We start from the raw sequence: 23,443 nt of genomic DNA on the forward strand, positions 1-23,443 counted from the left end.
GCACCTCGAAGACGGCGCCGAAGGCGTCGCGGCGCACCGGCATCAGCGGCTTGCCCCAGTCGGTGGGGGTGGCCCGTCCCGCGCCGACGGCCTTCGTGCTGTTCGCAGTGGAAGAATGGGGCCATGAGCGAGTTCCAGATCCCAGAGCGCCACGCGCGGCTGCTGGCCTACGCGCAGAGCCTGACGCCTCCGGCCGGGTGGAAGATCGAGATCTCCGGCGACGAGATCATCATGATGGCCGGCCCATCGGTGATCCACCAGCGCAACCTGCTGCTCGTCCGCGAGCAGTTCGACGCGCGCCGCCCGTCCGACCTGATGCCGAGCGAGAACACCGATCTGGCGTCGCCGAACGTGGGCAAGCTGCGCAACCCCGACCTGACCTACATCCCGATCTCGGTCGTCGAACTGGGCGGCAACGAGGTGCCGGCCGAGGAGGCGGCGATCGCGGTGGAGATCGTCTCGCCGTCGAACCCGGAGAACGACCTGGTCGGCAAGGTGCGCGACTACCCGCAGATGCGGATCCCGCTGTACCTGCTGATCGATCCGCGCAAGGGCGACATCACCCTCTACTCCGAGCCCTCCGACGGCGCCTACCGCCAACGCTGGACCGGCGGCTTCGGCGACCGGGTGCCGATCCCCGCCCCCTTCGGCTTCGAGCTCGCCACCGACGGTCTCATCCGTTACCCGGCCTGACCGATCAGGTCGCCCGGCGGCTGCCGCCGGGCGACCCGCACCGCCCGAGGCGGCACCGTCAGAACAGAAACACCCGGAACAGAAACGCCCGGAACGGCACCGCTCAGAACGGGAAGGCGGTGCGCCCGTGCTGGACGGAGATCCACTTCACGGTGGTGAACGCGTCCACCGTGGACTCCCCGTTGAGCCGCCCGATGCCGGAGTTCTTCTCCCCGCCGAACGGCACCGCCGGCTCGTCGGCGATGGTCCCGCCGTTGACGTGGATCATGCCGGTCTCGATCCGGTGCGCGACCCGGACGCCGCGCTCGACGTCGCCGGTGTGCACCGCGCCGCTGAGCCCGAAGGGGCTGTCGTTGGCGAGCCGGACGGCCTCGTCCTCGCCGTCGAAGGGCACCACGAGGACGACCGGGCCGAAGAGTTCGCGTTGGAGGATCGGCGCGTCCTCGGCCAGCCCGGTGAGGACGACGGGCTCCATCAGGCTGCCGACCGTGGTGCCGCGCAGCAGTGCGGTGGCGCCGGCGGCGATGGCCTGGTCGACCTGGGCGGTGATGGTGTCGGCCTGGACGGGGTTGATCAGCGGGCCGATCTGGGTGGCCGGGTCCTTGGGGTCGCCGACGGTGAGCGAGGAGACCTTCGCGACGAACTTGGCGGTGAACTCGGCCTCGACGGAGCGGTCGACGAGGATGCGGTTGGCGGCCATGCAGACCTGGCCCTGGTGGGCGAAGCGGCTGAACACGGCGGCGTCCACGGCGTAGTCGAGGTCGGCGTCGTCGAGCACGATCAGCGCGCTGTTGCCGCCGAGTTCGAGCACGGTGCGCTTGAAGTTGGCGGCGGCGACGGTGGCGACGTGCCGGCCGATCCGGTCGGAGCCGGTGAAGGCGATGACCTTGGGCACCGGGTGCTCGATGAAGGCGTCGCCGATCTCGGCGATGTCGGTGACCACGACGTTGAACAGCCCGGCCGGCAGGCCCGCCTCCTCGAAGAGCCGGGCGATCAGGGTGCCGCCGACGATCGGGGTCTCCTGGTGCGGCTTGAGCACCACGCCGTTGCCGAGTGCGAGGGCGGGGGCGACGGCCTTGATCGAGAGGTACAGCGGGAAGTTGAACGGGCTGATCACGCCGACGACGCCGACCGGCAGCCGGTAGAGGCGGTTCTCCTGGCCCTGCGTGATCGAGGGCAGCAGCCGGCCCTCCAGGCCCAGGGACACCCGCAGGCAGTCCCGCAGCATGTCCTTGACCAGGGAGAGCTCGAAGGCGGCCTTGAGCGCGGTGCCGCCGAGCTCGGCCATGATGGCGCGGGTGATCTCCTCCTCGCGTTCCTCGATCAGGCGCAGCACGCGTTCGAAGACGAGCCGGCGGGCGTAGGGGGTGGTGGCGGCCCACTGCTTCTGGGCCCGCTCGGCGGCCCGGTAGGCCCGGTCGACCTCGGCGATGGTGGCGACGGTGATGGTGGCGAGCTTGTCGCCGGTGTAGGGGTCGACGTCGACGATGTCCCAGGAGCCGCTGCCGCTGCACCATTCGCCGTCGATGTACTGCAGCGCCAACTCGGAGAAGTACGACATCTGATCCCTCTCGTGCCGGTTCGGGGAACGTCGGCGGGCGAGCCGCTACGGCCCGGTCTGATTGGGCATCATCGTACTGACGTCTCAGAGCTCTTGGCGTACGGAGTACAGGAGCTGCCGGGTCTGTTCGGGGTCGAGGCTGTCGGCGAGCAGCCCTTCCATGGCGTGGCGGTACTCGGCGACCTCGGCCGGCTTGTCGAGGTAGAGCGCGGTGGTGAACTGTTCGACGTAGACGACGTCGGCGAGTTCGGGTTCGGCGAAGCCGAGCACGGTGAAGGCGCCGCTCTCGGCGCTCAGTCCGGCGCAGCCCAGCGGCAGCACCCGGAGCCGGACGTTGGGCAGTTCGCCGAGTTCCAGCAGCCGGTCGATCTGGTTGCGCATCAGCTCGGGGCCGCCCCAGGGGCGGCGCAGCGCGGCCTCGTCGAGGATCGCGAGCAGGCGGGGGCCGCTCTCGGCGGTGAGCAGGGCCTGGCGTTTGAGCCGGACCTCGACGCGGCGTTCGATCTCGCCGGGGTCGGTGACGTGGCCGCCGGCGGCGATGACGGCGCGGGCGTAGTCGGCGGTCTGGAGCAGCCCGTGGACGAACTGGACCTCGTAGCTGCGGATCTCGGCGACGGCTTCTTCCAGGCCGACGTAGTTCTGGAACCAGGCGGGCAGCACGTCGCCGTACTCGTGCCACCAGGAGGTGGCGTTGGCATCCCGGACGAGTCCGAGGACGGTGGCGCGCTCCTGCTCGGCCTCGACGCCGTACAGGGTGAGCAGGTCGGCGACGTCGCGTTCCTTGAAGCCGACCCGGCCGAGTTCCATCCGGCTGATCTTGGACTCGGAGGCGCGGATCGAGTAGCCGGCCTCCTCGCGGCTGACGCCCCTGGCCTCGCGGAGCTTGCGCAGCTGGGTGCCGAGCAGCAGGCGCCGTACCGTGGCGCCTCCGCTTGTCTGAGTCGTGCTCATCGCGTCAACCTCCGCACTCGCGCAGCAGCCCCCCGGCCGTCGGCGGCAGTCTGCCACCTGGTACCGACGAACAACAGTCCGTCCGGTCAGGCCCTCCCGCGCGGCGTCCGGAACGGGCCTACGGTAGACCCAAGTCCTGGGAAATGTCTGAGAGTTGACACGGCCCTTGACGGGCCTGCCCTCTTCGGGGTAAGGCGGCGGACCGCCCGGGGGAACGCGACGGCGCCCGCCCTCCAACTGGTCGGGGAAGAGGGCAGGCGCCAGGAGACCGCGTTGGCCCGGCGACGCTGGCGGGGGCAGCGGGTTGAGCTCCCGGCGATGCGGCACCGGGGGTTCAGGGGGCCGGTCGGCCCGTCAGACGACCAGCGGGCGGTCGGTGGGACGGATCGGGGCCGGCAGTGGGGTCTTGCCGCCGAGGTACTTGTCCACCGCGGCTGCGGCCGAGCGGCCTTCCGCGATGGCCCAGACGATCAGCGACTGACCGCGGCCGGCGTCTCCGCAGACGTACACGCCATCGACATTGGTGGCGAACCGGCCGTCGCGGCCAATGTTACCGCGCGCGTCCAGGTCCACGCCGAGCTGCTCGACCAGGCCGTTGCGGACGTCGGTGCCGGTGAAGCCCATGGCCAGGGTGACGAGCTGCGCCGGGATGGCCCGCTCGGTGCCGGGGACGGGCTCGAAGCGGCCGTCCTTGAACTCGACCTCGACGAGGTGCAGCTCCTGGACGTTGCCGACCGTCTGTCCCTCTTCGGGGGCGGAGCCGGTGAAGTGGGTGGTGTTCACGGAGTAGATCCGCTCGCCGCCCTCCTCGTGCGCGGAGGTGACCTTGTAGGTCATCGGCATGGTCGGCCAGGGCTGGTGGCCGGGGCGCTCCTCGGAGGGCCGCGGCATGATCTCCAGCTGGGTGACGGAGGCCGCGCCCTGGCGGTGGGCGGTGCCGACGCAGTCGGCGCCGGTGTCGCCGCCGCCGATGACGACGACGTGCTTGCCCTTGGCGCTGATCGGCGACTCGACGAAGTCGCCCTCCTGCACCTTGTTGGCCAGCGGCAGGTACTCCATGGCCTGGTGGACGCCCTTGAGCTCGCGCCCGGGCACCGCCAGGTCGCGCGCGGTGGTGGCGCCGGCGGCGACGACGACGGCGTCGAAGCGCTCGCGCAGCTGCTGGCCGGTGATGTCCTCGCCGACGTGCACGCCGGTGCGGAAGCGGGTGCCCTCCGCGCGCATCTGCTCGACGCGGCGGTTGATGTGGCGCTTCTCCATCTTGAACTCGGGGATGCCGTAGCGCAGCAGGCCGCCGACGCGGTCGGCGCGCTCGTACACGACGACGGTGTGCCCGGCCCGGGTGAGCTGCTGGGCGACGGCCAGGCCGGCCGGGCCGGAGCCGACGACGGCGACGGTCTTGCCGGACAGCCGCTCCGGGACCTGCGGCGTGACGCCGCCGCGGTCCCAGGCCTTGTCGATGATGGTGACCTCGACGTTCTTGATGGTCACCGCGTCCTGGTTGATGCCGAGCACGCAGGCCGACTCGCAGGGCGCCGGGCAGAGGCGGCCGGTGAACTCCGGGAAGTTGTTGGTCGCGTGCAGCCGCTCGATCGCGCCGACGAAGTCGTCCCGGTAGGCGAGGTCGTTCCACTCGGGGATGAGGTTCCCGAGCGGGCAGCCGTTGTGGCAGAACGGGATGCCGCAGTCCATGCAGCGGCCGGCCTGCTCGGTGATGATCGGCAGGAGGCTGCGCTCGACGTAGACCTCGTTCCAGTCCCGCAGGCGCACGTCGACGGGGCGCCGCTCGGCCAGCTGCTTGGGCGTGGTCAGGAAGCCCTTGGGGTCAGCCATTAGCCGCCTCCATCATCTTGCGAGTGGTCTCGGCCTCGGAGAGGCCATCGCGCTCAGCGGCGTCCTTGGCGGCGAGCACTGCCTTGTAGTCGGTCGGCATGATCGTGGAGAAGCGGGAGACCCCGCTGCCCCAGTCGGCCAGGAGTTCGGCGGCGACGGTGGAGCCGGTCTCCTCGTAGTGCTGCTGCACGGTCTCGCGCAGCCAGTCGCGGTCGGCAGCGGAGGGGGCCTCGATGCCCACCAGGCCGTCGTTGACGTTCGCGGGACGCAGGTCCAGGACGTAGGCGATGCCGCCGGACATGCCGGCCGCCAGGTTGCGCCCGGTCTCGCCGAGGATGACGACCCGGCCGCCGGTCATGTACTCCAGGCCGTGGTCGCCCACGCCCTCGACGACCAGGGTGGCGCCGGAGTTGCGGACGGCGAAGCGCTCGCCGGCCTTGCCGCGCAGGTGGATCCGGCCGGAGGTGGCGCCGTAGCCGATGGTGTTGCCGGCGATGACGTGGTTCTGCGCGTCGTTGCCGATGGCCGCGGCGTCGCGGGCCGGGCGGACGATCACGACACCGCCGGAGAGGCCCTTGCCGACGTAGTCGTTGGCGTCGCCCTCCAGCCGCAGGGTCACGCCGCGCGGCACGAAGGCGCCGAAGGACTGCCCGGCGGAGCCGGTGAAGGTGACGTCGATGGTGCCCTCGGGCAGGCCCTCGCCGCGGTAGCGCTTGGTCACCTCGTGGCCGAGCATGGTGCCGACGGTGCGGTTGACGTTGCGGATCGGCAGCTGGATGCGGACGGTCTCGCCGCGCTCCAGGGCGTCCTCGGCGAGCGTGATCAGCTGGTTGTCCAGGGCCTTGTCGAGCGCGTGGTCCTGGGAGGTGGTGCGGTGGCGGGCCGCGCCCTCGGGCAGCTGCGGGACGTGGAAGAGCGGGGCCAGGTCGAGCCCGGCGGCCTTCCAGTGGTCGACGGCGGCGGCGGCGTTGATGTGCTCGGCGTGGCCGACGGCCTCCTCGATCGTGCGGAAGCCCAGCTCGGCGAGGATCTCCCGAACCTCCTCGGCGATGAACTCGAAGAAGTTGACCACGAACTCGGGCTTGCCGGAGAAGCGCTCGCGCAGCACCGGGTTCTGGGTGGCGACGCCGACCGGGCAGGTGTCCAGGTGGCAGACGCGCATCATGATGCAGCCGGAGACGACCAGCGGCGCGGTGGCGAAGCCGAACTCCTCGGCGCCGAGCAGCGCGGCGATGACGACGTCGCGGCCGGTCTTGAGCTGGCCGTCGGTCTGCACGACGATGCGGTCGCGCAGGCCGTTGAGCAGCAGGGTCTGCTGGGTCTCGGCGAGGCCGAGCTCCCAGGGGCCGCCCGCGTGCTTCAGCGAGGTCAGCGGGGAGGCGCCGGTACCGCCGTCGTGCCCGGAGACCAGCACCACGTCGGCGTGCGCCTTGGAGACGCCCGCAGCGACCGTGCCGACGCCGACCTCGGACACCAGCTTCACGTGGATGCGGGCGGCCGGGTTGGCGTTCTTGAGGTCGTGGATGAGCTGCGCCAGGTCCTCGATCGAGTAGATGTCGTGGTGCGGCGGCGGCGAGATCAGGCCGACACCCGGGGTGGAGTGCCGGGTCTTGGCGACCCACGGGTAGACCTTGTGGCCGGGCAGCTGGCCGCCCTCGCCGGGCTTGGCGCCCTGGGCCATCTTGATCTGGATGTCGTCGGCGTTGACCAGGTACTCGGAGGTGACGCCGAAGCGGCCGGAGGCGACCTGCTTGATGGCCGAGCGGCGCTGCGGGTCGTACAGGCGGTCCGGGTCCTCGCCGCCCTCGCCGGTGTTGGACTTGCCGCCGAGGCGGTTCATCGCGATGGCGAGGGTCTCGTGCGCCTCCAGGGAGATGGAGCCGTACGACATGGCGCCGGTGGAGAAGCGCTTGACGATCTCGGAGACCGGCTCGACCTCCTCGACCGGGATCGGGGTCCGGCCGAGGGCGTCCAGCTGGAACAGGCCGCGCAGCGTCATCAGGCGGGTGGACTGCTCGTTCACCCGGTCCGTGTACTGCTTGAAGATGTCGTACCGGCGGTTGCGGGTGGAGTGCTGGAGCCGGAAGACGGTGTCCGGGTCGAACAGGTGCGGCTCGCCCTCGCGGCGCCACTGGTACTCGCCGCCGATCTCCAGCGCGCGGTGCGCGGCCGGGATGCCGGAGGCCGGGTAGGCCTTGGCGTGGCGGGCGGCGGTCTCCTTGGCGAGCTCCTCCAGGCCGATGCCGCCGAGCTTGGTGGTGGTGCCGGCGAAGTAGCCGTCGACCAGCTCCTGGGAGAGGCCGATGGCCTCGAAGACCTGGGCGCCGCGGTAGGAGGCGACGGTCGAGATGCCCATCTTGGACATGACCTTGAGCACGCCCTTGCCGAGCGCCTTGATCAGGTTCTTGATGGCCTTCTCGGGCTCGACGCCCTGGATGAACACCTTCTGGGCGACGAGGTCCTCGACGGACTCCATGGCCAGGTACGGGTTGACGGCGCCGGCGCCGTAGCCGATCAGCAGCGCGACGTGGTGCACCTCGCGGACGTCGCCGGCCTCGACCAGCAGCGACACCTGGGTGCGCTGCTTGGTGCGGATGAGGTGGTGGTGGATCGCGGAGGTGAGCAGCAGCGAGGGGATCGGGGCGTGCTCGGCGTCGGAGTGCCGGTCGGAGAGCACGATGATCCGGGCGCCGTCGGCGATCGCGGCGTCGGCCTCGGTGGCGATCTCGGCCAGCCGGGCGGCCAGGCCCTGGCCGCCGGCGGCGACCTTGTAGAGGCCGGAGAGCGTGACGGCCTTGAGGCCGGGCTGGTCGCCGTCGTGGTTGATGTGGACGAGCTTGGCCAGCTCGTCGTTGTCGATCACCGGGAAGGTGATGCCGACCGAGCGGCAGGCGGCGGCCTCGGCGGCCAGCAGGTTGCCCTCGGGGCCGAGGTTGCTGAGCAGCGAGGTGACGAGCTCCTCGCGGATGGCGTCCAGCGGCGGGTTGGTGACCTGCGCGAAGAGCTGGACGAAGTAGTCGAAGAGCAGGCGCGGCTTCTCGCTGAGCGCGGCGATCGGCGAGTCGGTGCCCATCGAGCCGAGCGCCTCGCCGCCGGTCTTGGCCATCGGCGCGAGGATGACCCGCAGCTCCTCCTCGGTGTAGCCGAAGGTCTGCTGGCGGCGGGTGACCGAGGCGTGGGTGTGGAAGATGTGCTCGCGCTCGGGCAGCTTGGCGAGCTGGATCTGCCCGGCGGCGACCCACTCCGCGTAGGGGTGCTCGGCGGCGAGGGAGGACTTGATCTCCTCGTCCCCGACGATGCGGCCCTCGGCGGTGTCGACGAGGAACATCCGGCCGGGCTGGAGGCGGCCCTTCTTGGCGACCTTCTCCTGGTCGATGTCGAGCACGCCGACCTCGGAGGAGAGGACGACGAGGCCGTCCTCGGTGATCCAGTAGCGGGCCGGGCGCAGGCCGTTGCGGTCGAGCACGGCGCCGATCTGGGTGCCGTCGGTGAAGGTGACGCAGGCCGGGCCGTCCCAGGGCTCCATCAGGTTGGAGTGGTACTGGTAGAAGGCCCGGCGGGCCGGGTCCATGGTGGCGTGGTTCTCCCACGCCTCCGGGATCATCATCAGCACCGAGTGCGGCAGCGAGCGGCCGCCGAGGTGGAGCAGCTCCAGGACCTCGTCGAAGGAGGCGGAGTCGGAGTGCTCCGGGGTGCAGACCGGGAAGATCCGCTCCAGGCCCCGGCCGTTGCGGTCGGCGGGGATGAGGTCGGTGGCGAGCTGGGACTCGCGGGCGCTCATCCAGTTGCGGTTGCCCTTGACCGTGTTGATCTCGCCGTTGTGGGCGACGAAGCGGTACGGGTGGGCGAGCGGCCAGCTCGGGAAGGTGTTGGTGGAGAAGCGCGAGTGCACCAGGCCGACGGCGGAGGCGTAGGAGCGGTCCGACAGGTCGGGGAAGAAGGGCTCCAGCTGGCCGGTGGTCAGCATGCCCTTGTAGACGATGGTGCGCGCGGACAGCGACGGGAAGTAGACCCCGACCTCGCGCTCGGAGCGCTTGCGGACGACGAAGGCGGTCCGGTCGAGCTCGATCCCGGCCAGGCCCTCCTTGGCGAGGAAGAGCTGCCGGAAGCGCGGCATGACGCCGCGGGCGGTGGCGCCGAGCAGGTCCGGGGTGACGGGGACGTCGCGCCAGCCGAGGACGGTGAGGTCCTCCTCGGCCGCGATGGCCTCGATCCGGGCGACGGCGTCCGCGTCGGCGGCGTCCGCGTCGGGCAGGAAGGCGATGCCGACCGCGTAGGAGCCGGCGGCGGGGAGCTCGAAGTCGACCTTGCCGCGCAGGAAGGCGTCCGGGATCTGGGTGAGGATGCCGGCGCCGTCACCGGAGTCCGGCTCGGCGCCGGTGGCGCCGCGGTGCTCCAGGTTGCGCAGGACGGTCAGCGCCTGTTCGACGATGGTGTGGTCGGCGATGCCGGTCAGCGTGGCGACGAAACCGACGCCGCAGGCGTCGTGCTCGTTTCGCGGGTCGTACAGGCCCTGAGCGGTAGGTCGCGCATCCGGAACGAGCGCGTACGGCTGGCGGGCTGCGCCGGCCTGGGGCTCGTTGGCGGAGTGCATGGATGCAGGCAGCATCGGCTCTCCCGTCGTCGTCTTTCGGCTGTGTGGTGCAAGGAGGGACGACGTTGGCCCTGATGCGATTTCGTGCAAGTTACATGATGCCCAAGATCCCGGGAAGTGGAATATCTCGTCCACATGGCGGACTGATCCGCAGGTCAAGGGGGGAATGAGAGGACGCGCCACAATGCGCGTCCCCTCGATTGTGCCCGGCGGTCGGCCGCCTGAAACAGGGGCGAAACCCGATCGCCACACGGGACGATCAAGGACGCCTGTGAATCGATCCCGAGGGATCACCCACGGATGCGAATCCTCGGCCCCGAGGCCCGAATGGTGAGACTAGGCCAGGCACCACCCGGCAGCCGTGTGCGGAACGTCACGCACTTCCCGGCATAGTCATGCACTCCTCCGGGTCGTCACACACGCCGGCCGACGGCCCAGGCGCCCCGGTGCCTAGCCGACGTGCCCGCCGATCAGCCACCCCAGCAGGTACGTCACCCCGGCCGCCGCCCCGCCCAGCACCAGCTGCCGCAGCCCGCTGAACCACCAGCTGCGCGCCGTCACCCGCGCCACCACCGCGCCGCACAGGAACAGCCCCACCACCGACAGCAGCAGCGCCGGCACCAGCGAGGTCGCCCCCAGCAGGTACGGCAGCAGCGGCAGCAGCGCGCCCACCGCGAAGCAGACGAAGGACGACCCGGCGGCCACCCACGGTGACGGCAGGTCGTTCGGGTCGATGCCCAGCTCCTCCCGGGCGTGGATCTCCAGGGCCTGGTCCGGATTGGCGGACAGCTGCCGGGCCACCTCGTGGGCGAGGTCCGGCTCCACCCCGCGGGCGATGTACAGCTGCGCCAGCTCGGCCAGCTCGCCGTGCGGGTTGCGGCTCAGCTCCAGCCGCTCGGCCTCGATCTCGGCCTGCACCAGCTCGGCCTGCGAGGCCACCGAGGTGTACTCCCCCGCCGCCATCGAGCAGGCGCCGGCCGCCAGCCCGGCGAGCCCGGTCAGCACCACCGTGCCGCTGGACACCGAGCCGCCGACCACGCCGGTCATCAGCGCGAAGTTGGAGACCAGGCCGTCCATCGCCCCGAACACGGCGGGCCGCAGCCAGCCTCCGTTCACGTCCCGGTGGTGCCCGGCAGCGGGTATGCGGGGGTGGTGCCCGGCCTCGGGCTCCAGGGTGGTCGCGCTCACGGCAGTTCCCCTCCGTTCGATTCGTCTGCCCCGACCGTAGACCGTCTGACCTGCGCATTTCCAGCAAAGTAAGGCTGTCCGAACAGCGCTTCGGCCGCCCTGCGCGAGCATCGCGCGGGCGGCCGAAGCGGGGGTAACTCCCAGGTCAGGTCAGGTTCTTGGCATTCTTGTCGGCGCTCTCGACGGCTTCGGAGGCTGCCTCCGCGTCCGCCTTTTCGTCCGTGGACTGAGACAGTTCGGCGGTCTCACCGGCCCCGGCGACCTTCTCGGACGGCGCGGGCTTCCCGGCGGCCTTCTCCGCCGAAGCCGCCTTGCCGGCCTTCTCGGCCTTCTCGGCCCTGCCCGACTTCTCGGACACCGCGGCCTTGCCGGACACCGCGGCCTTCTCGGACGCCGCCGCCTTGTCGGACGGGCCCCGCGCCTCGCCCTCCTCGTCGGCCAGCGGGTCGATGCTCGCCGGGTCCTCCCGGCCGGGCCGCTTCTTGCCGACGACCACCAGGTAGACCACGGCGCCGATGAACACCACGATCGACGTCCAGTCGTTCAGCCGCAGGCCGAAGTAGACGTGCGCCTCGTCGATCCGCAGCCACTCGGTCCAGAACCGGCCCACCGTGTACGCGGCCACGTACAGCGCGAAGGCCCGCCCGTGCCCCAGCTTGAAGCGGCGGTCGGCCCAGATGACCAGCAGCGCGACCCCGACGCACCAGATCGACTCGTACAGGAAGGTCGGGTGGTAGACGCCCTTGACGACCTCGCCGCCCGGCAGCGTCTTGTCGATCTCCAGGCCCCACGGCAGCGTGGTCGGCCGGCCGTACAGCTCCTGGTTGAAGTAGTTGCCCCAGCGGCCCATCGCCTGCGCGAGCGCGATGCCCGGCGCGATGGCGTCCGCGTACGCGGGCAGCGGCACGCCCCGGCGGCGGCAGCCGATCCAGGCCCCGACCGCGCCGAGCGCGACGGCGCCCCAGATGCCGAGGCCGCCCTCCCAGATCTTGAAGGCGTTCCAGGGGTTCTTGCCGGCCCCGAAGTACAGCTGGTGGTCGGTGATCACGTGGTACAGCCGGCCGCCGACCAGGCCGAAGGGCACGGCCCAGACGGCGATGTCGCCGACCGTGTGCTTGGCACCGCCCCGGGCGACCCAGCGCTTGCTGCCGAGCCAGACGGCCACGACGACACCGAGGATGATGCAGAAGGCGTAGGCGCGCAGCGGGACCGGTCCGAGGTACAGGACGCCCCGCGACGGGCTGGGAATGTAGGCGATATCCATGGCGGTTCCGACGCTACAGGGTCTGCGGCCCCTGCTGGGCACCCCCGGGGTCACAGATACCGAACAACGGGCACCGGGAACGGCGCCGCCGCCCCCTCCGGACGGGGAGGAGACGGCGGCGGTCACCCGGCGGTGTGCGGGGCTCAGCCCGCGGTCGGCGACGGGTTGTTGGCCTCCGAGGCGGTGCTGGTGGGCGCCGGGGTCTGCCCGTTGGAGCCCGCGGTGCCCAGCTGCTTGCCCTGGTTGGCGGCGTCGACCCACTTCACCAGGTTCGCCGGGGTGATCTCCTCGGCGCCGTTCTTGGGGTAGATCGGCTGGCCGTTGAGCAGCACGGTCGGGGTGGACTTGTAGCTGGACTTGTCGAAGTCCTGCTGCACGGACGACACCCATCCGCCGTACTTGTTGTCGTTGACGCAGGCCTGGAAGGCGGGCGTGTCGAGACCGTTGACCTGCTTGGCGAGGTTGATCAGGACGGCCTTGTCGCCGAAGGCGTCGCTGGTCTCGTCCGGCTGGTTGCGGTACAGCACGTCGTGGAAGTCCCGGAAGTGCCCGGCGTCCTGGGCGCAGGCCAGCGCGTTGGCGCCGGCCTTGGAGCCCTTGCCCGGGACGGCCCGGTCGATGAACGACACGATGTGGTAGTTGGTGTAGATCTTGCCGGCGTCTTCCAGCTGGTCGACGGTCGAGGAGAACTCGCGCTCGAAGATCCCGCAGGCCGGGCAGCGCGGGTCCTCGTAGACGGTGAGGACGGCCGGGGCGTTGGCCGAGCCGGCCGGGATGACCAGGTTCTTGTCGCCGATCGTCCCGGCGGGGGCGGCGACCGGGGTCTCCGGCTTGGAGCGCTGGTTCTGCACCACGACGCCGGTGACCACGGCGGCGGCGATCACCACGAGCACCGCGCCGCCCACCAACAGCTTCTTCCTGCGCCTGGACGTGGCCTCGTCGGCCGCCCGCTGCTCCAGCATCCGCTCGCGGGCGGTGCGCTTGCCTTCTCGGTTCTTCTCGCTCATTGCCTTGACATCCACAATCGGGGAGGGCCTTCGTGGGGTGGGGTGGGGGTGCGGCGGGGCCGGCCGGTCAGCTCGCCAGCCAGCCGTCCGCCGAGAACCTGGTGCGGGGCCGCCACAGCAGCCACCCGGCCAGCAGGAGGAACCCGGTGTCGCGCAGGATCTCCTGGAGGTACTCGGTCTGCGAGGCGTCGACGTGCCCGCCGCCGCCGAAGCAGCCGCAGTCGATCGAGATGCCGCGCGCCCAGGCGGTGGCGATCCCGGCGATGAAGGTGAGCAGCAGCAGCGCGGAGACGCCGGCGACGATCCGGACGCCGAGGCCGATCACCAGCAGCAGGGCGAGCGCCAGCTCCAGGAAGGGCAGGGCGTAGCCGACCGGCTTGACCAGGCCCTCGGGCAGGATCTCGTAGGCGCGGACGGCCTGGGCGGCCTCCGCCGGGTCGGCGATCTTGGCCAGGCCGGCCCAGCCCCAGACCACCGCGAGGCCGAGCCGGACGACGGTGCCCAGCCACGGACTCCAGGCCTGCACCGGCCGCCGGGCGGGCGGCGCGGGCGCCGTGTCACCGGGCTGCGCTGCCGGGCCGGCCATCAGGGAACCCCCCTCGGGAAACTCGTTCACTTCCTGATGAACCGTAAGGGATGAAGGGCGGTTCCTCCATATTCAGGAATTAAGCCGGATGGGTGACGTCTGGTGATGGTGTGTCCGAATCCGGCGAACGTCCGTTCAGGGGCGGGTGACCGGGCGGGAGGCCGGGCGGGCGCCCCTGGTCGATCAGGTCGGCGCGGCCCTCAGGAGCGGCAGCCGGGCGGGCGGCCGGGGTCGAACAGGTCGGCGCGGCCCTCGTGGTGCGGGTGGGCTGCCCGCTCGGCGGCGTCCCAGCGGGCCGCCTCGGCGCAGGCGTACGCGTCCCGCACGGCCCGCTCGGCACCGCGCTTGGCCAGCGCCTGCCCCACCTCGGTGTGCGCTCCGACGGCGGCGCCGAGCGCCAGCGCGGCGGCGGCCGCCCGCAGCAGAACGGCCCGATGGAGACCCGGCACCGGCTCACTCCTTCGCTCGCTCGGCAACCCCCGTGCACCTCGTTCGTGCACTCGTCCCTCCACTCAACGCCGGTCAACCCCGCCTGATGCGTGTGCCCGTCGCTGTTCACCCGTTCGGGGCCGCGCGAGCGCCGCCGCCCGGCGAGCCGGGCGCACACAAGCGCGACGGCCCGCCGCCCCCGGAGGGAGCGACGGGCCGTCAGGTGGTACGAGGGTCAGCGCCGACGGACGCCCGCCGCCAGCTCGCCGGCCAGGGCGCGCACCGCGTCCAGCGCGGCCGCCTCGTCGTCGCCGGCCTCCAGGATCCGCTTCACGAACGCGGAGCCCACGATCACGCCGTCGGCGAAGCCCGCCACCTCGGCGGCCTGCTCGGGGGTGGAGACGCCGAGGCCGACGCAGACCGGCAGGTCGGTGGTGGCCCGGGTGCGGGCGACCAGGTCCTCGGCAAGCGAACCGACCTGGGCGCGGGTCCCGGTCACGCCCATCACGGCGGCCGCGTAGACGAAGCCGCTGCCGGCCGCGGTGACCTCGGCCAGGCGCGGGTCCTTGCTGCTGGGGGCGACCACGAACACGGTGTCCAGCCCGTGCTCGTCCGCCGCCTTGCGCCACTCCTCGGACTCCTCCACCGGCAGGTCCGGCAGGATGCAGCCGGCGCCGCCCGCGGCCGCGAGGTCGGCGGCGAAGCGCGCGGTGCCGTAGCGGTCGACCGGGTTCCAGTACGTCATCACCAGCACCGCCGCCTCGGGGTGCGCGGTGGCGACCTCCTGGACGGTGCGCAGCACGTCCTTGATCCGCACGCCGCCGCGCAGCGCGATGTCGTCGGCGGTCTGGATGACGGCGCCGTCCAGGACCGGGTCGGAGTGCGGCAGGCCGACCTCGACGATGTCGCAGCCGCCCTCGATCAGCGCGTTGATCGCCCGGATGCCGCCGTCGACGGTCGGGAAGCCGCCCGGCAGGTAGCCGATCAGCGCGGCGCGGTCCTCGGCCTTGGCTGCCGCCAGGATGCCACTGAGCTTCGATGCCATGGTCACTTACCCCCGTGGGCCGCGTCGTGGGCCGAACCGCCGGCCGGCTCGTCGTACAGGCCGAAGTACTCGGCCGCGGTGTGCATGTCCTTGTCGCCGCGCCCGGAGAGCGAGACCAGGATGGTGGCCTCGGGCCCGAGCTCGCGGCCCAGCTCCAGGGCGCCGGCCAGCGCGTGGGCGCTCTCGATGGCCGGGATGATGCCCTCGGTGCGGGACAGCAGCCGCAGCGCCTGCATGGCGGCGTCGTCGGTGACGGGGCGGTACTCGGCCCGTCCGGTGTCCTTCAGCCAGGCGTGCTCCGGGCCGACGCCCGGGTAGTCGAGGCCGGCGGAGATGGAGTGCGACTCGATGGTCTGGCCGTCCTCGTCCTGGAGGACGTAGGTGCGCGAGCCGTGCAGCACGCCGGGGTCGCCCTTGGTGAGGGTGGCGGCGTGCTTGGGGGTGTCGGCGCCCTCGCCGGCGGCCTCGCAGCCGATCAGGCGCACGCCGGCGTCGGGGATGAACTCGTGGAAGATGCCCATCGCGTTGGAGCCGCCGCCGACGCAGGCGACGACGGCGTCGGGCAGCCGCCCGGTGCGGTCGAGCACCTGCTGGCGGGCCTCGACGCCGATGACCCGGTGGAAGTCGCGGACCATCATCGGGAAGGGGTGCGGGCCGGCCACGGTGCCGAACAGGTAGTGGGTGGAGTCCACGTTGGCGACCCAGTCGCGGAACGCCTCGTTGATGGCGTCCTTGAGGGTGCGGCTGCCGGAGGTGACGGACACCACCTCAGCGCCGAGCATCCGCATCCGGGCGACGTTCAGCGCCTGGCGCTGGGTGTCGACCTCGCCCATGTAGATGGTGCAGTCGAAGCCGAACAGGGCGCAGGCGGTGGCGGTGGCCACGCCGTGCTGGCCGGCGCCGGTCTCGGCGATGATCCGGGTCTTGCCCATCCGCCGGGTGAGCAGGGCCTGGCCCAGCACGTTGTTGATCTTGTGCGAGCCGGTGTGGTTGAGGTCCTCGCGCTTGAGCAGGACGCGCGCGCCGCCCGCCTCGGCGGAGAAGCGGTGCACGTCGGTCAGCGGGCTCGGGCGGCCGGTGTAGTCCTTGAGCAGGCCGTCGAGTTCGGCGGCGAAGGCCGGGTCGGCCTTGGCCTTCTCGTACTCCTCGGCGACCTGCTCGACGGCGGCGACCAGCGCCTCGGGGATGAAGCGGCCGCCGTAGGCACCGAAGTAGCCTCGGGCGTCCGGCACCTGGGCGCCGGGCAGGTAGTCCTTCGCGGACTTTTCGGACATGGTGGAGTCCTTTGGGAGATGACGACAGGGACGTCTCGTGGCTGGGCTCAGCCGGATGTCCGTCGCCATCGGCGGCCCGGCACCTGCCCGGGCTCGCAGCCGATCACGTAGCGCACCCGCCGCCCCAGCACCCGGCGTGCGGGCGCGCGGCAGCCGCGCGGGCGGCAACCGGGGGCGAGGCGGGTGGCGATCTTCATGTCGGCGGGTCAGTCCTTGTGCCGGACGGCGGGGTGGGCGCCGGCCGCGACCAGGTCGGCGACCGCGGCGCGCGGGTCCTTGCCGGTCACCAGGGACTCGCCGACCAGGACGGCGTCGGCGCCCAGGTTGGCGTAGGAGATCACGTCCAGCGGGCCGCGCACGCCGGACTCGGCGATCTTGACGACGTTGTCCGGGATGGCGTGGACGACGTTGCCGAAGGTGTTGCGGTCCACCTCGAGGGTCTTGAGGTTGCGGGCGTTGACGCCGATGATCCGCGCCCCGGCGTCCACCGCGCGCTTGATCTCCTCCTCGTCGTGCACCTCGACCAGCGGGGTGAGGCCGATCGACTCGGCCCGCTCGATCAGCGACACCAGGGCCGACTGGTCGAGGGCGGCGACGATCAGCAGCGCGAGGTCGGCGCCGTGCGCGCGGGCCTCCCACAGCTGGTAGGCGGTGACGATGAAGTCCTTGCGCAGCAGCGGGGTGTCCACCGCCGCGCGGACGGCGTCCAGGTCGGCCAGCGAGCCGCCGAAGCGGCGCTGCTCGGTGAGCACGCTGATCGCGGCGGCGCCGCCGGCCGCGTAGTCGCCCGCCAGGGCGGCCGGGTCGGCGATCGCGGCCAGCGCGCCCTTGGACGGGCTGGAGCGCTTCACCTCGCAGATCACCCGGACCCCGTCGCCCTTGAGCGCGGCGACGCCGTCCTTGGCCTCGGGGGCCTTGGCGGCGAGTTCCTTCAGCTGGTCCAGGGAGACCCGGGCCTGCCGTTCGGCGAGGTCCTCGCGGACCCCGTCGATGATCGTGTCGAGCACACTCATGCGCACACCTCGCTTCGCTCAGCAGGCGCTGCGCGCAACACGCACCTGTCAATGGTTCGCTCGCTCACGCGAAGTGCCCCCAACATTTCTGTTCGTTCGCCGGCGACGAGCCGTCCGGGCGGTGGCCCGGCGGCACTTCGATGGTATCGGCACCCGGGGGCGCGGGGCGCATCCGCCCGGTGTGCGTCTCGCGTGCCGGACGCCCCCCTGGGCAGCTCCCAACTGCGGTTTCACCGGTTCTCCGGCGGCGCCCGAACGCGCGGTGCGGACCAAGTGGACCGATGTACGGACCCCGGTGTGGACCGGTGCGCGAGCCTGCGCGGGTCGCTACCCGTCGGCGTGGGCGATCAAACCAGCAGGGGCGCCAGCCCCGCCCCGACGGGCAGGTTGCGCACCACCGTGAACACCAGCAGCAGCAGGAGGACCAGCACCCAGCGCCGGGCCCCGAGCGGGGGCCTGGGCCGCTGACCGGCGCCGGTCAGCGCGGCCCAGGCCCAGCGCAGCCACAGCAGCGCCAGGACGCCGAACAGCAGGACGGCCGCGGCGTTGTCGTGCAGGGCGCCGGTGAAGTCCCCGTGGGCCAGCGCGTGGACGCAGCGCAGCCCCCCGCAGCCGGGGCACCACCAGCCGGTGGCGGCCAGGAAGGGGCAGTCGGGGTAGTGCCCGGGGGTGTTCGGGTCCACCGCGGCGACGTAGACGGCGGGAACGGCCACCGCCGCCAGCGCGGCCAGCGGCGGCCCCAGCCGGCGCAGGACGGGCGGCAGGGCGGAGGTGGTGGAGGCGGAGGTCACGCCCCGATTCTGCCCGGGCCGGGCCCGGACAGAACGAAACGGCGGGCGTGGCGCGCCCGCCGTTCGGTACTGCTACGAGTCGTATCTACTGCGAGGAGTCCGTCGTCAGGCGGCGACGGCGGCCCGGGCCGCGCGCTGCTCCTCGTGCGAGGCGTACACGTTGGCGCTCGGCTGCTGGCCCATGCCCGCCATCGACATGGCCTTGCCGACCACACCGCCGGCCAGGATGACCGCGATGCCGGCCCAGACCAGCATCACCGACGGGAGGATCATCGCGACCCCCGCGATCCCGAAACCGATGAACGTGATGGTCACGCCGGTCCAGGCGGCGGTGGTGTGACCGTGTGCTGCTGCTGCCATCTGAGTGGTGCTCCTAGCCTCTCGGGGCCCGGCCGGGCCTGCGGGGCCGCCGGCGGGTTGACGGGTTCCATTGTGCCGGGCCACACACCGGCGGCCCAAAGCGGGTGGCGGGTCTATCGCGTCACACCGGCGCCGGGGCCCCTTGAGGGCTGCTGAGGCCCGCTGAGGCCCGCTGGGGCCCGAAGCCTGGGCCCGCCCGGGCCCGGCGCTCAAGGCCGGCGCCCAGACCCCGCGCTCAGACCGTGGTCGGGTCCTCGCCCCGGTCCAGCGCCTTCCACAGGTCGGCCGGGGTGTCGCTCTTCGCCGGGGCCTTGCGGGTGGGCGCCTCGTAGCGGCTGCCCATGGCCGGCCAGCTCCGGCCGTAGCGGAGGGTGAGCAGCCCGGCGACGGCCAGCAGCAGCCCGCCGGCCAGCGCCACCCAGGGCCAGCCGGTGTGGCCGACCTCGGTGGCCGCCGAGCCGGACAGCGCCAGCTTGCGGGCCGCCTCGGCGTCCAGCGCGGCGGTGTCCCCGGCGCCCGCGGCCGAGGCGGCGGCCGCGCCGAGGCCTGCCAGCAGGGTCAGCGCGCCGACCGCGAGCCGGCCCGCGCCGCGCACCGCGAACACCGCGACGGCCGCCGCGAGCCCCACCAGGGCGAGCCCGCCCGGGAGTTCGGAGATCGCGCCGCCGGAGACGGACACCGCCAGGGTGCCGGCCCGGCCCTCGGACCAGACCCGGCCGACGGCGGTCAGCACCAGCACGGCGCTCAGCACGGTCAGCAGGAGCATCACGCCGAGCGTCCGGCGGCCCGACGCGGGGGCCGGCGGGGCGGGTACGGGGGTCTGGTCAGGTGCGCTCACCCGTCCACTATCCCCCGCCCGGCGTCCGGCCCCGCACCCGGGGTGGGCGGCCCGGCCGGGAACTCGTCCGTCCGCAGCACCAGCGTCCGCCCGGCGAGCGGCAGGAAGAGATCGTTGCCGAACGGCACCCGCTCCGCCTCCCGGTACCCGTCGTCGACGGACGGCGCGGTGTGCACGGTGCAGGCCGCCGCCGCCGGGTCGACCACCACGTACAGCGGGATCCCGCTGCGCGCGTACGCCAGCGCCGCCGCGGCCAGGTGCGACCGGGCCACCTCCAGGACGGCCTCGACGGCGCCCTGGGGGTACCGGCCCCGGCCGTCGGGCTCCGCCCCCGGGGCGGTCACCGTCAGGTCGGGGATCAGGTCGGGGGCCCCGGCCGGGGCGTCGATCACGGCGCCGGACAGCACCCGGCCGTGCCCGCCCAACTGGTCCTCGATCTGGGCGGCCGCATCGAGCACCACCACCCGCCGCAGTTCGTCGGGCGACACCTCGGACATCCCGGCCGCCTCCCTCGACGACTGACGACACTGACGACTTACGACTGGTGACTCACGACAGTTCCGGCGTCCGCAGCGTATTGGCGGTGGCGACGGCCCGCAGCACGGCGGCCGCCTTGTTGCGGCACTCGGTGTCCTCCCCGTGCGGGTCGGAGTCCGCGACCACGCCCGCGCCGGCCTGCACGAAGGCGGTGCCGTCGCGCAGCACGGCGGTGCGGATCGCGATCGCGGTGTCGGAGTCCCCGGCGAAGTCCAGGTAGCCGACGCAGCCGCCGTACAGGCCGCGGCGGGTGGGCTCCAGCTCCTCGATGATCCGCATCGCGCGGGGCTTGGGCGCGCCGGAGAGGGTACCGGCCGGGAAGCAGGCGGTCAGCACGTCGAAGGCGGTCCGCCCGGGCGCCACCCGGCCGGTGACGGTGGAGACGATGTGCATCACGTGGCTGTAGCGCTCGATGTGCATGAAGTCGACCACCTCCACGCTGCCCGGCTCGCAGACCCGGCCCAGGTCGTTGCGGCCCAGGTCGACCAGCATCAGGTGCTCGGCCCGCTCCTTGGGGTCGGCGAGCAGCTCGGCGGCCAGCGCCGCGTCCTCGTGCGGGGTGGCGCCGCGGTGCCTCGTCCCGGCGATCGGGTGCACCATCGCCTCGCCGCCGGTCACCTTGACCAGCGCCTCCGGGCTGGAGCCGACCACGTCGAAGCCGCCCTCGGCGGTGCCGTCCGGCCCCGGGAAGCGGAACAGGTACATATACGGGCTGGGGTTGGTGGTGCGCAGCACGCGGTACACGTCCAGCGCCGAGGCCGGGCAGGGCGCCTCGAAGCGCTGCGAAGGGACGACCTGGAAGGCCTCGCCGGCCCGGATCCGCTCCTTGACCACCTCCACCGCCGCCCGGTACGGCGCGCCGCCGAACGGGGAGCGGGCCTCGCCCGGCCCGGCCGGGGTGAAGGTGGCCAGGCCCGGGTCGACCGGCTTGAGCAGGTCGGCCTCCATGGCGTCCAGCCGGGCCACCGCGTCCGCGTAGGCCTCGTCCACGCCGCTGGCGAGGTCGTTGTGGTTGACGGCGTTGGCGATCAGCAGCACCGTGCCGTCGACGTGGTCGAGCACGGCGAGGTCGGTGGCGAGCAGCATGGTCAGCTCGGGCAGCCGCAGGTCGTCCGGGTTGAGGTCGGGCAGCTTCTCCAGCCGGCGGACGACGTCGTAGCCCAGGTAGCCGACCAGGCCGCCGGTGAGCGGCGGCAGGCCGTCGTCGTCGCGGCGCGGGGTGTGCAGCGCCTCCAGCGCGGCGCGCAGCACCTGCAAGGGGTCGCCGCCGGTCGGGATGCCGACCGGCGGGGTGCCCAGCCAGCGGGCCTCGCCGTCCTCCCCGACGGTGAGGACGGCGGCGCTGCGGACGCCGACGAAGGAGTAGCGCGACCAGCTGCGGCCCTGCTCGGCGGACTCCAGCAGGAAGGTGCCGGGCCGCTCCTCGGCGAGGCTGCGGTACAGGCCGATCGGGGTGAGACCGTCCGCGAGGAGCCTGCGGGTGACCGGGATGACCCGGGTGTCGACGGCGAGCTTGCGGAAGGCTTCGAGATCCATGGCGAGCGGCACCTTCTGGAGTTCCGGCAGGAGGAGTGGGCGGAGGGGTCAGGCGAGCGGGAGCACGTCGGCGTCGAAGCAGGTGCGGTCGCCGGTGTGGCAGGCGGCACCGGTCTGGTCGACCTTCACCAGCAGGGTGTCGCCGTCGCAGTCCAGCGCCACCGACTTGACCGCCTGGGCGTGGCCGGAGGTGTCGCCCTTCACCCAGTACTCGCGGCGGCTGCGGCTCCAGTAGGTGCAGCGGCCGGTGGTGAGCGTGCGGTGCAGCGCCTCGTCGTCCATCCAGCCCAGCATCAGCACCTCGCCGGTGTCGTACTGCTGCGCGATCGCCGGGAGCAGGCCGTCCTCGGTGCGCTTGAGGCGCGCGGCGATCTCGGGGGCCAGGGCGGTGGTGCCGGGGGTGGCGGGTGTGGTGGACATGGGGCCATTGTTGCAGTCCGGCCCGCCGCCCCGGATGCGCCCTGTGCCCTGTGCCCTGTGCCTTGTGCGGTGGGCCCTACCCGGTGCAGGCACAACCGCTGGACCGGATCCGCGCCGCCGGGGAGCCTCTCCGGCCCCACCCCGAACATCGCCGTAAAGGGGTGATTTCGGCCAACCGCCTGCCGGGCGGGCCCCGCGTGGGCCATCCTCATGGCCATGACCTCCGAGCAGCAGCCGCCCGCAGCCGCCGACTCCCGCCCGTCCCGGGGCCTGGTCCTCGCCGTCGTGGCCGTCCTGGCCGTGCTGCTCGCGGTGGTGGCCACCGTCCTGCTCTGGCCGGAGGAGCGCAAGCCCGCCGCCGCACCGCCCCCGCCCACCCCCATGGCCACCCCGACCCCGACGCCCACGCCGACACCCACCCCGACCAGGACCCCGCCGTACGCCTTCTTCCCGGTCGGCGCCTGCTTCGACCACCCGCAGCTCAGCCCGGTGATCACCAAGGCCGAGGAGCGCCCCTGCACCGGCGAGCACGACGGCCAGGTGATCGCCGACCTGAAACTGGCCGACGGCCTGACCGGCGAGATCCCGATCGCGCTCGCCATGCGCGAGGGCTGCAAGGAGGCCGAGGCCGCCGCCAAGGCCCGCCAGAACGACGGGAAGACGTACTACGGCCGCCAGTTCGGCCCTGCCCAGGCCAACTACCAGCAGGGCTGGCGGGACTACACCTGCACCCTGACCGCCGGCAACAAGCAGGGCGGCCCCAAGCTCACCGGCAACCTGCGCTGACAGCCTCTATCGTGGCGCCATGTCGAACCACGCCCTCGCCGAACGCCACCGCCTCGCCGCACTCCTGGCCGCCGCCGGGCCGGACGCCCCCACCCTCTGCGCCGGGTGGACCACCCGCGACCTCGCCGCCCACCTGGTGGTCCGCGAGCACCGCCCGGACGCGGCGGCCGGACTGCTGATCGGCGCCCTCGCCGACCGGGCCCGCCGGGTGCAGTCCGCGTACGCCGAGCGCCCGTACGAGGAGCTGCTGAAGCTCTTCCGCTCCGGCCCGCCGGTGCTCTCCCCGTTCGCCCTGCCCGGCGCCGACGAGGCCGCGAACACCGTCGAGTACTACGTGCACGCCGAGGACGTCCTGCGGGCCGCCGACGACTGGACCCCCGCCCCGGTCCCCGCCGGCCGCGCCGAAGCCCTGTGGCGCCGACTGCCCCTGCTGGCCCGCCTGGAAGCCGGCCGCCGCTCCCCCGTCCGGCTGACCCTGCGCCGCCCCGACGGCCAGTCCCTCACCGTCGGCCCCACCGGCTCCCCCACCGTCCAACTCGCCGGCGACCCGGGCGAACTGATCCTCTTCACCTACGGCCGCGGCGCCCACACCACCCTCACCGTCGACGGCCCCCCGGACGCCCTCGAAGCCCTCCGCCACGTCCTGCCTCTGCCTTAAAGAGAGAAAAATGATGCGCTGCCCCTCGGAATACCGAGGGGCAGCGCTCGACGACCCAAGACCAAGAGGATTGGGAGGA

22 protein-coding genes are annotated in these 23,443 nt (G+C 72.6%); 3 read left to right on the forward strand and 19 right to left on the reverse strand.

All coding sequences use genetic code 11. The features are described 5' to 3' along the window. Positions 1 to 123: 123 nt before the first annotated feature. On the forward strand, positions 124 to 693 hold the full coding sequence (locus AB0O82_RS12195; RefSeq protein ID WP_363582784.1) for a Uma2 family endonuclease: 570 nt from the start codon (positions 124 to 126) through the stop codon (positions 691 to 693). Between the two features lie 103 nt (positions 694 to 796). Here AB0O82_RS12195 and AB0O82_RS12200 read toward each other — a convergent pair whose 3' ends face one another. From AB0O82_RS12200 to hisI, 19 genes are all read right to left on the reverse strand, one after another. Then, positions 797 to 2,254 carry an aldehyde dehydrogenase family protein gene (locus AB0O82_RS12200; protein WP_363582786.1) on the reverse strand — a complete coding sequence of 486 codons (1,458 nt, stop codon included), beginning with the start codon at positions 2,252 to 2,254 and terminating at the stop codon, positions 797 to 799. A gap of 84 nt (positions 2,255 to 2,338) precedes the next feature. Continuing rightward, positions 2,339 to 3,205, reverse strand: a complete 867-nt coding sequence (locus AB0O82_RS12205) for a helix-turn-helix transcriptional regulator (protein ID WP_363368552.1) — start codon at positions 3,203 to 3,205, stop codon at positions 2,339 to 2,341. Between the two features lie 354 nt (positions 3,206 to 3,559). Then, positions 3,560 to 5,038, reverse strand: a complete 1,479-nt coding sequence (locus AB0O82_RS12210; protein ID WP_363582788.1) for a glutamate synthase subunit beta — start codon at positions 5,036 to 5,038, stop codon at positions 3,560 to 3,562. Continuing rightward, positions 5,031 to 9,632 (reverse strand): glutamate synthase large subunit, encoded by a 4,602-nt coding sequence (gltB, locus tag AB0O82_RS12215; RefSeq protein ID WP_363583020.1) that lies wholly within the window; start codon positions 9,630 to 9,632, stop codon positions 5,031 to 5,033. Before gltB ends, AB0O82_RS12210 begins: the two co-directional genes overlap by 8 nt. Positions 9,633 to 10,082: 450 nt before the next feature. Further along, positions 10,083 to 10,805, reverse strand: a complete 723-nt coding sequence (locus AB0O82_RS12220) for a VIT1/CCC1 transporter family protein (protein ID WP_363583022.1) — start codon at positions 10,803 to 10,805, stop codon at positions 10,083 to 10,085. A gap of 160 nt (positions 10,806 to 10,965) precedes the next feature. Next, the gene (lgt, locus tag AB0O82_RS12225; RefSeq protein WP_363582790.1) at positions 10,966 to 12,084 is read right to left on the reverse strand and encodes a prolipoprotein diacylglyceryl transferase; all 1,119 of its coding nucleotides are present in this window, start codon (positions 12,082 to 12,084) and stop codon (positions 10,966 to 10,968) included. 143 nt (positions 12,085 to 12,227) lie between these two features. Next, the gene (locus tag AB0O82_RS12230) at positions 12,228 to 13,091 is read right to left on the reverse strand and encodes a thioredoxin domain-containing protein (RefSeq protein ID WP_363582792.1); all 864 of its coding nucleotides are present in this window, start codon (positions 13,089 to 13,091) and stop codon (positions 12,228 to 12,230) included. 67 nt (positions 13,092 to 13,158) lie between these two features. Further along, positions 13,159 to 13,677, reverse strand: a complete 519-nt coding sequence (locus AB0O82_RS12235) for a MauE/DoxX family redox-associated membrane protein (RefSeq protein WP_363582794.1) — start codon at positions 13,675 to 13,677, stop codon at positions 13,159 to 13,161. Positions 13,678 to 13,877: 200 nt separating this feature from the next. Next, positions 13,878 to 14,126, reverse strand: coding sequence for a hypothetical protein (locus AB0O82_RS12240; protein WP_350885697.1), 249 nt, complete (start codon positions 14,124 to 14,126; stop codon positions 13,878 to 13,880). Between the two features lie 215 nt (positions 14,127 to 14,341). Further along, positions 14,342 to 15,151 carry a tryptophan synthase subunit alpha gene (gene trpA, locus AB0O82_RS12245; protein ID WP_363582796.1) on the reverse strand — a complete coding sequence of 270 codons (810 nt, stop codon included), beginning with the start codon at positions 15,149 to 15,151 and terminating at the stop codon, positions 14,342 to 14,344. A 2-nt stretch (positions 15,152 to 15,153) separates the two neighbouring features. Continuing rightward, a complete protein-coding gene (trpB, locus tag AB0O82_RS12250; protein ID WP_363582798.1) occupies positions 15,154 to 16,425 on the reverse strand; it encodes a tryptophan synthase subunit beta in 1,272 nt (423 codons plus the stop codon). Positions 16,426 to 16,472: 47 nt separating this feature from the next. After that, on the reverse strand, positions 16,473 to 16,622 hold the full coding sequence (locus AB0O82_RS12255) for a hypothetical protein (RefSeq protein WP_167745855.1): 150 nt from the start codon (positions 16,620 to 16,622) through the stop codon (positions 16,473 to 16,475). Positions 16,623 to 16,631: 9 nt separating this feature from the next. After that, positions 16,632 to 17,438 (reverse strand): indole-3-glycerol phosphate synthase TrpC, encoded by an 807-nt coding sequence (gene trpC, locus AB0O82_RS12260; RefSeq protein ID WP_363582800.1) that lies wholly within the window; start codon positions 17,436 to 17,438, stop codon positions 16,632 to 16,634. A 347-nt stretch (positions 17,439 to 17,785) separates the two neighbouring features. Next, positions 17,786 to 18,229 carry a DUF2752 domain-containing protein gene (locus tag AB0O82_RS12265; protein WP_363582802.1) on the reverse strand — a complete coding sequence of 148 codons (444 nt, stop codon included), beginning with the start codon at positions 18,227 to 18,229 and terminating at the stop codon, positions 17,786 to 17,788. Between the two features lie 105 nt (positions 18,230 to 18,334). Beyond that, the gene (locus AB0O82_RS12270) at positions 18,335 to 18,589 is read right to left on the reverse strand and encodes an HGxxPAAW family protein (RefSeq protein ID WP_063347169.1); all 255 of its coding nucleotides are present in this window, start codon (positions 18,587 to 18,589) and stop codon (positions 18,335 to 18,337) included. A 235-nt stretch (positions 18,590 to 18,824) separates the two neighbouring features. Then, the gene (locus AB0O82_RS12275) at positions 18,825 to 19,427 is read right to left on the reverse strand and encodes a TIGR02234 family membrane protein (protein ID WP_363582804.1); all 603 of its coding nucleotides are present in this window, start codon (positions 19,425 to 19,427) and stop codon (positions 18,825 to 18,827) included. Then, complete coding sequence (locus AB0O82_RS12280; RefSeq protein WP_363582806.1) at positions 19,424 to 19,924, reverse strand: Uma2 family endonuclease; 501 nt, start codon at positions 19,922 to 19,924, stop codon at positions 19,424 to 19,426. Before AB0O82_RS12280 ends, AB0O82_RS12275 begins: the two co-directional genes overlap by 4 nt. 52 nt (positions 19,925 to 19,976) lie before the next feature. After that, positions 19,977 to 21,500 carry an anthranilate synthase component I gene (locus AB0O82_RS12285; RefSeq protein WP_363582808.1) on the reverse strand — a complete coding sequence of 508 codons (1,524 nt, stop codon included), beginning with the start codon at positions 21,498 to 21,500 and terminating at the stop codon, positions 19,977 to 19,979. A gap of 48 nt (positions 21,501 to 21,548) precedes the next feature. Continuing rightward, positions 21,549 to 21,920, reverse strand: a complete 372-nt coding sequence (gene hisI, locus AB0O82_RS12290) for a phosphoribosyl-AMP cyclohydrolase (RefSeq protein ID WP_063347172.1) — start codon at positions 21,918 to 21,920, stop codon at positions 21,549 to 21,551. A 216-nt stretch (positions 21,921 to 22,136) separates the two neighbouring features. Here hisI and AB0O82_RS12295 point away from each other — a divergent pair, with 216 nt between their 5' ends. Continuing rightward, the gene (locus tag AB0O82_RS12295) at positions 22,137 to 22,706 is read left to right on the forward strand and encodes a hypothetical protein (RefSeq protein ID WP_363582810.1); all 570 of its coding nucleotides are present in this window, start codon (positions 22,137 to 22,139) and stop codon (positions 22,704 to 22,706) included. Between the two features lie 19 nt (positions 22,707 to 22,725). Further along, positions 22,726 to 23,364: a TIGR03085 family metal-binding protein gene (locus tag AB0O82_RS12300; RefSeq protein WP_363582812.1), complete on the forward strand. Its 639-nt coding sequence runs from the start codon at positions 22,726 to 22,728 to the stop codon at positions 23,362 to 23,364. Positions 23,365 to 23,443 lie beyond the last annotated feature (79 nt).

It is taken from the genome of Kitasatospora sp. NPDC088264 (assembly GCF_040685715.1).
In the GTDB taxonomy this organism is placed as follows: domain Bacteria; phylum Actinomycetota; class Actinomycetes; order Streptomycetales; family Streptomycetaceae; genus Kitasatospora.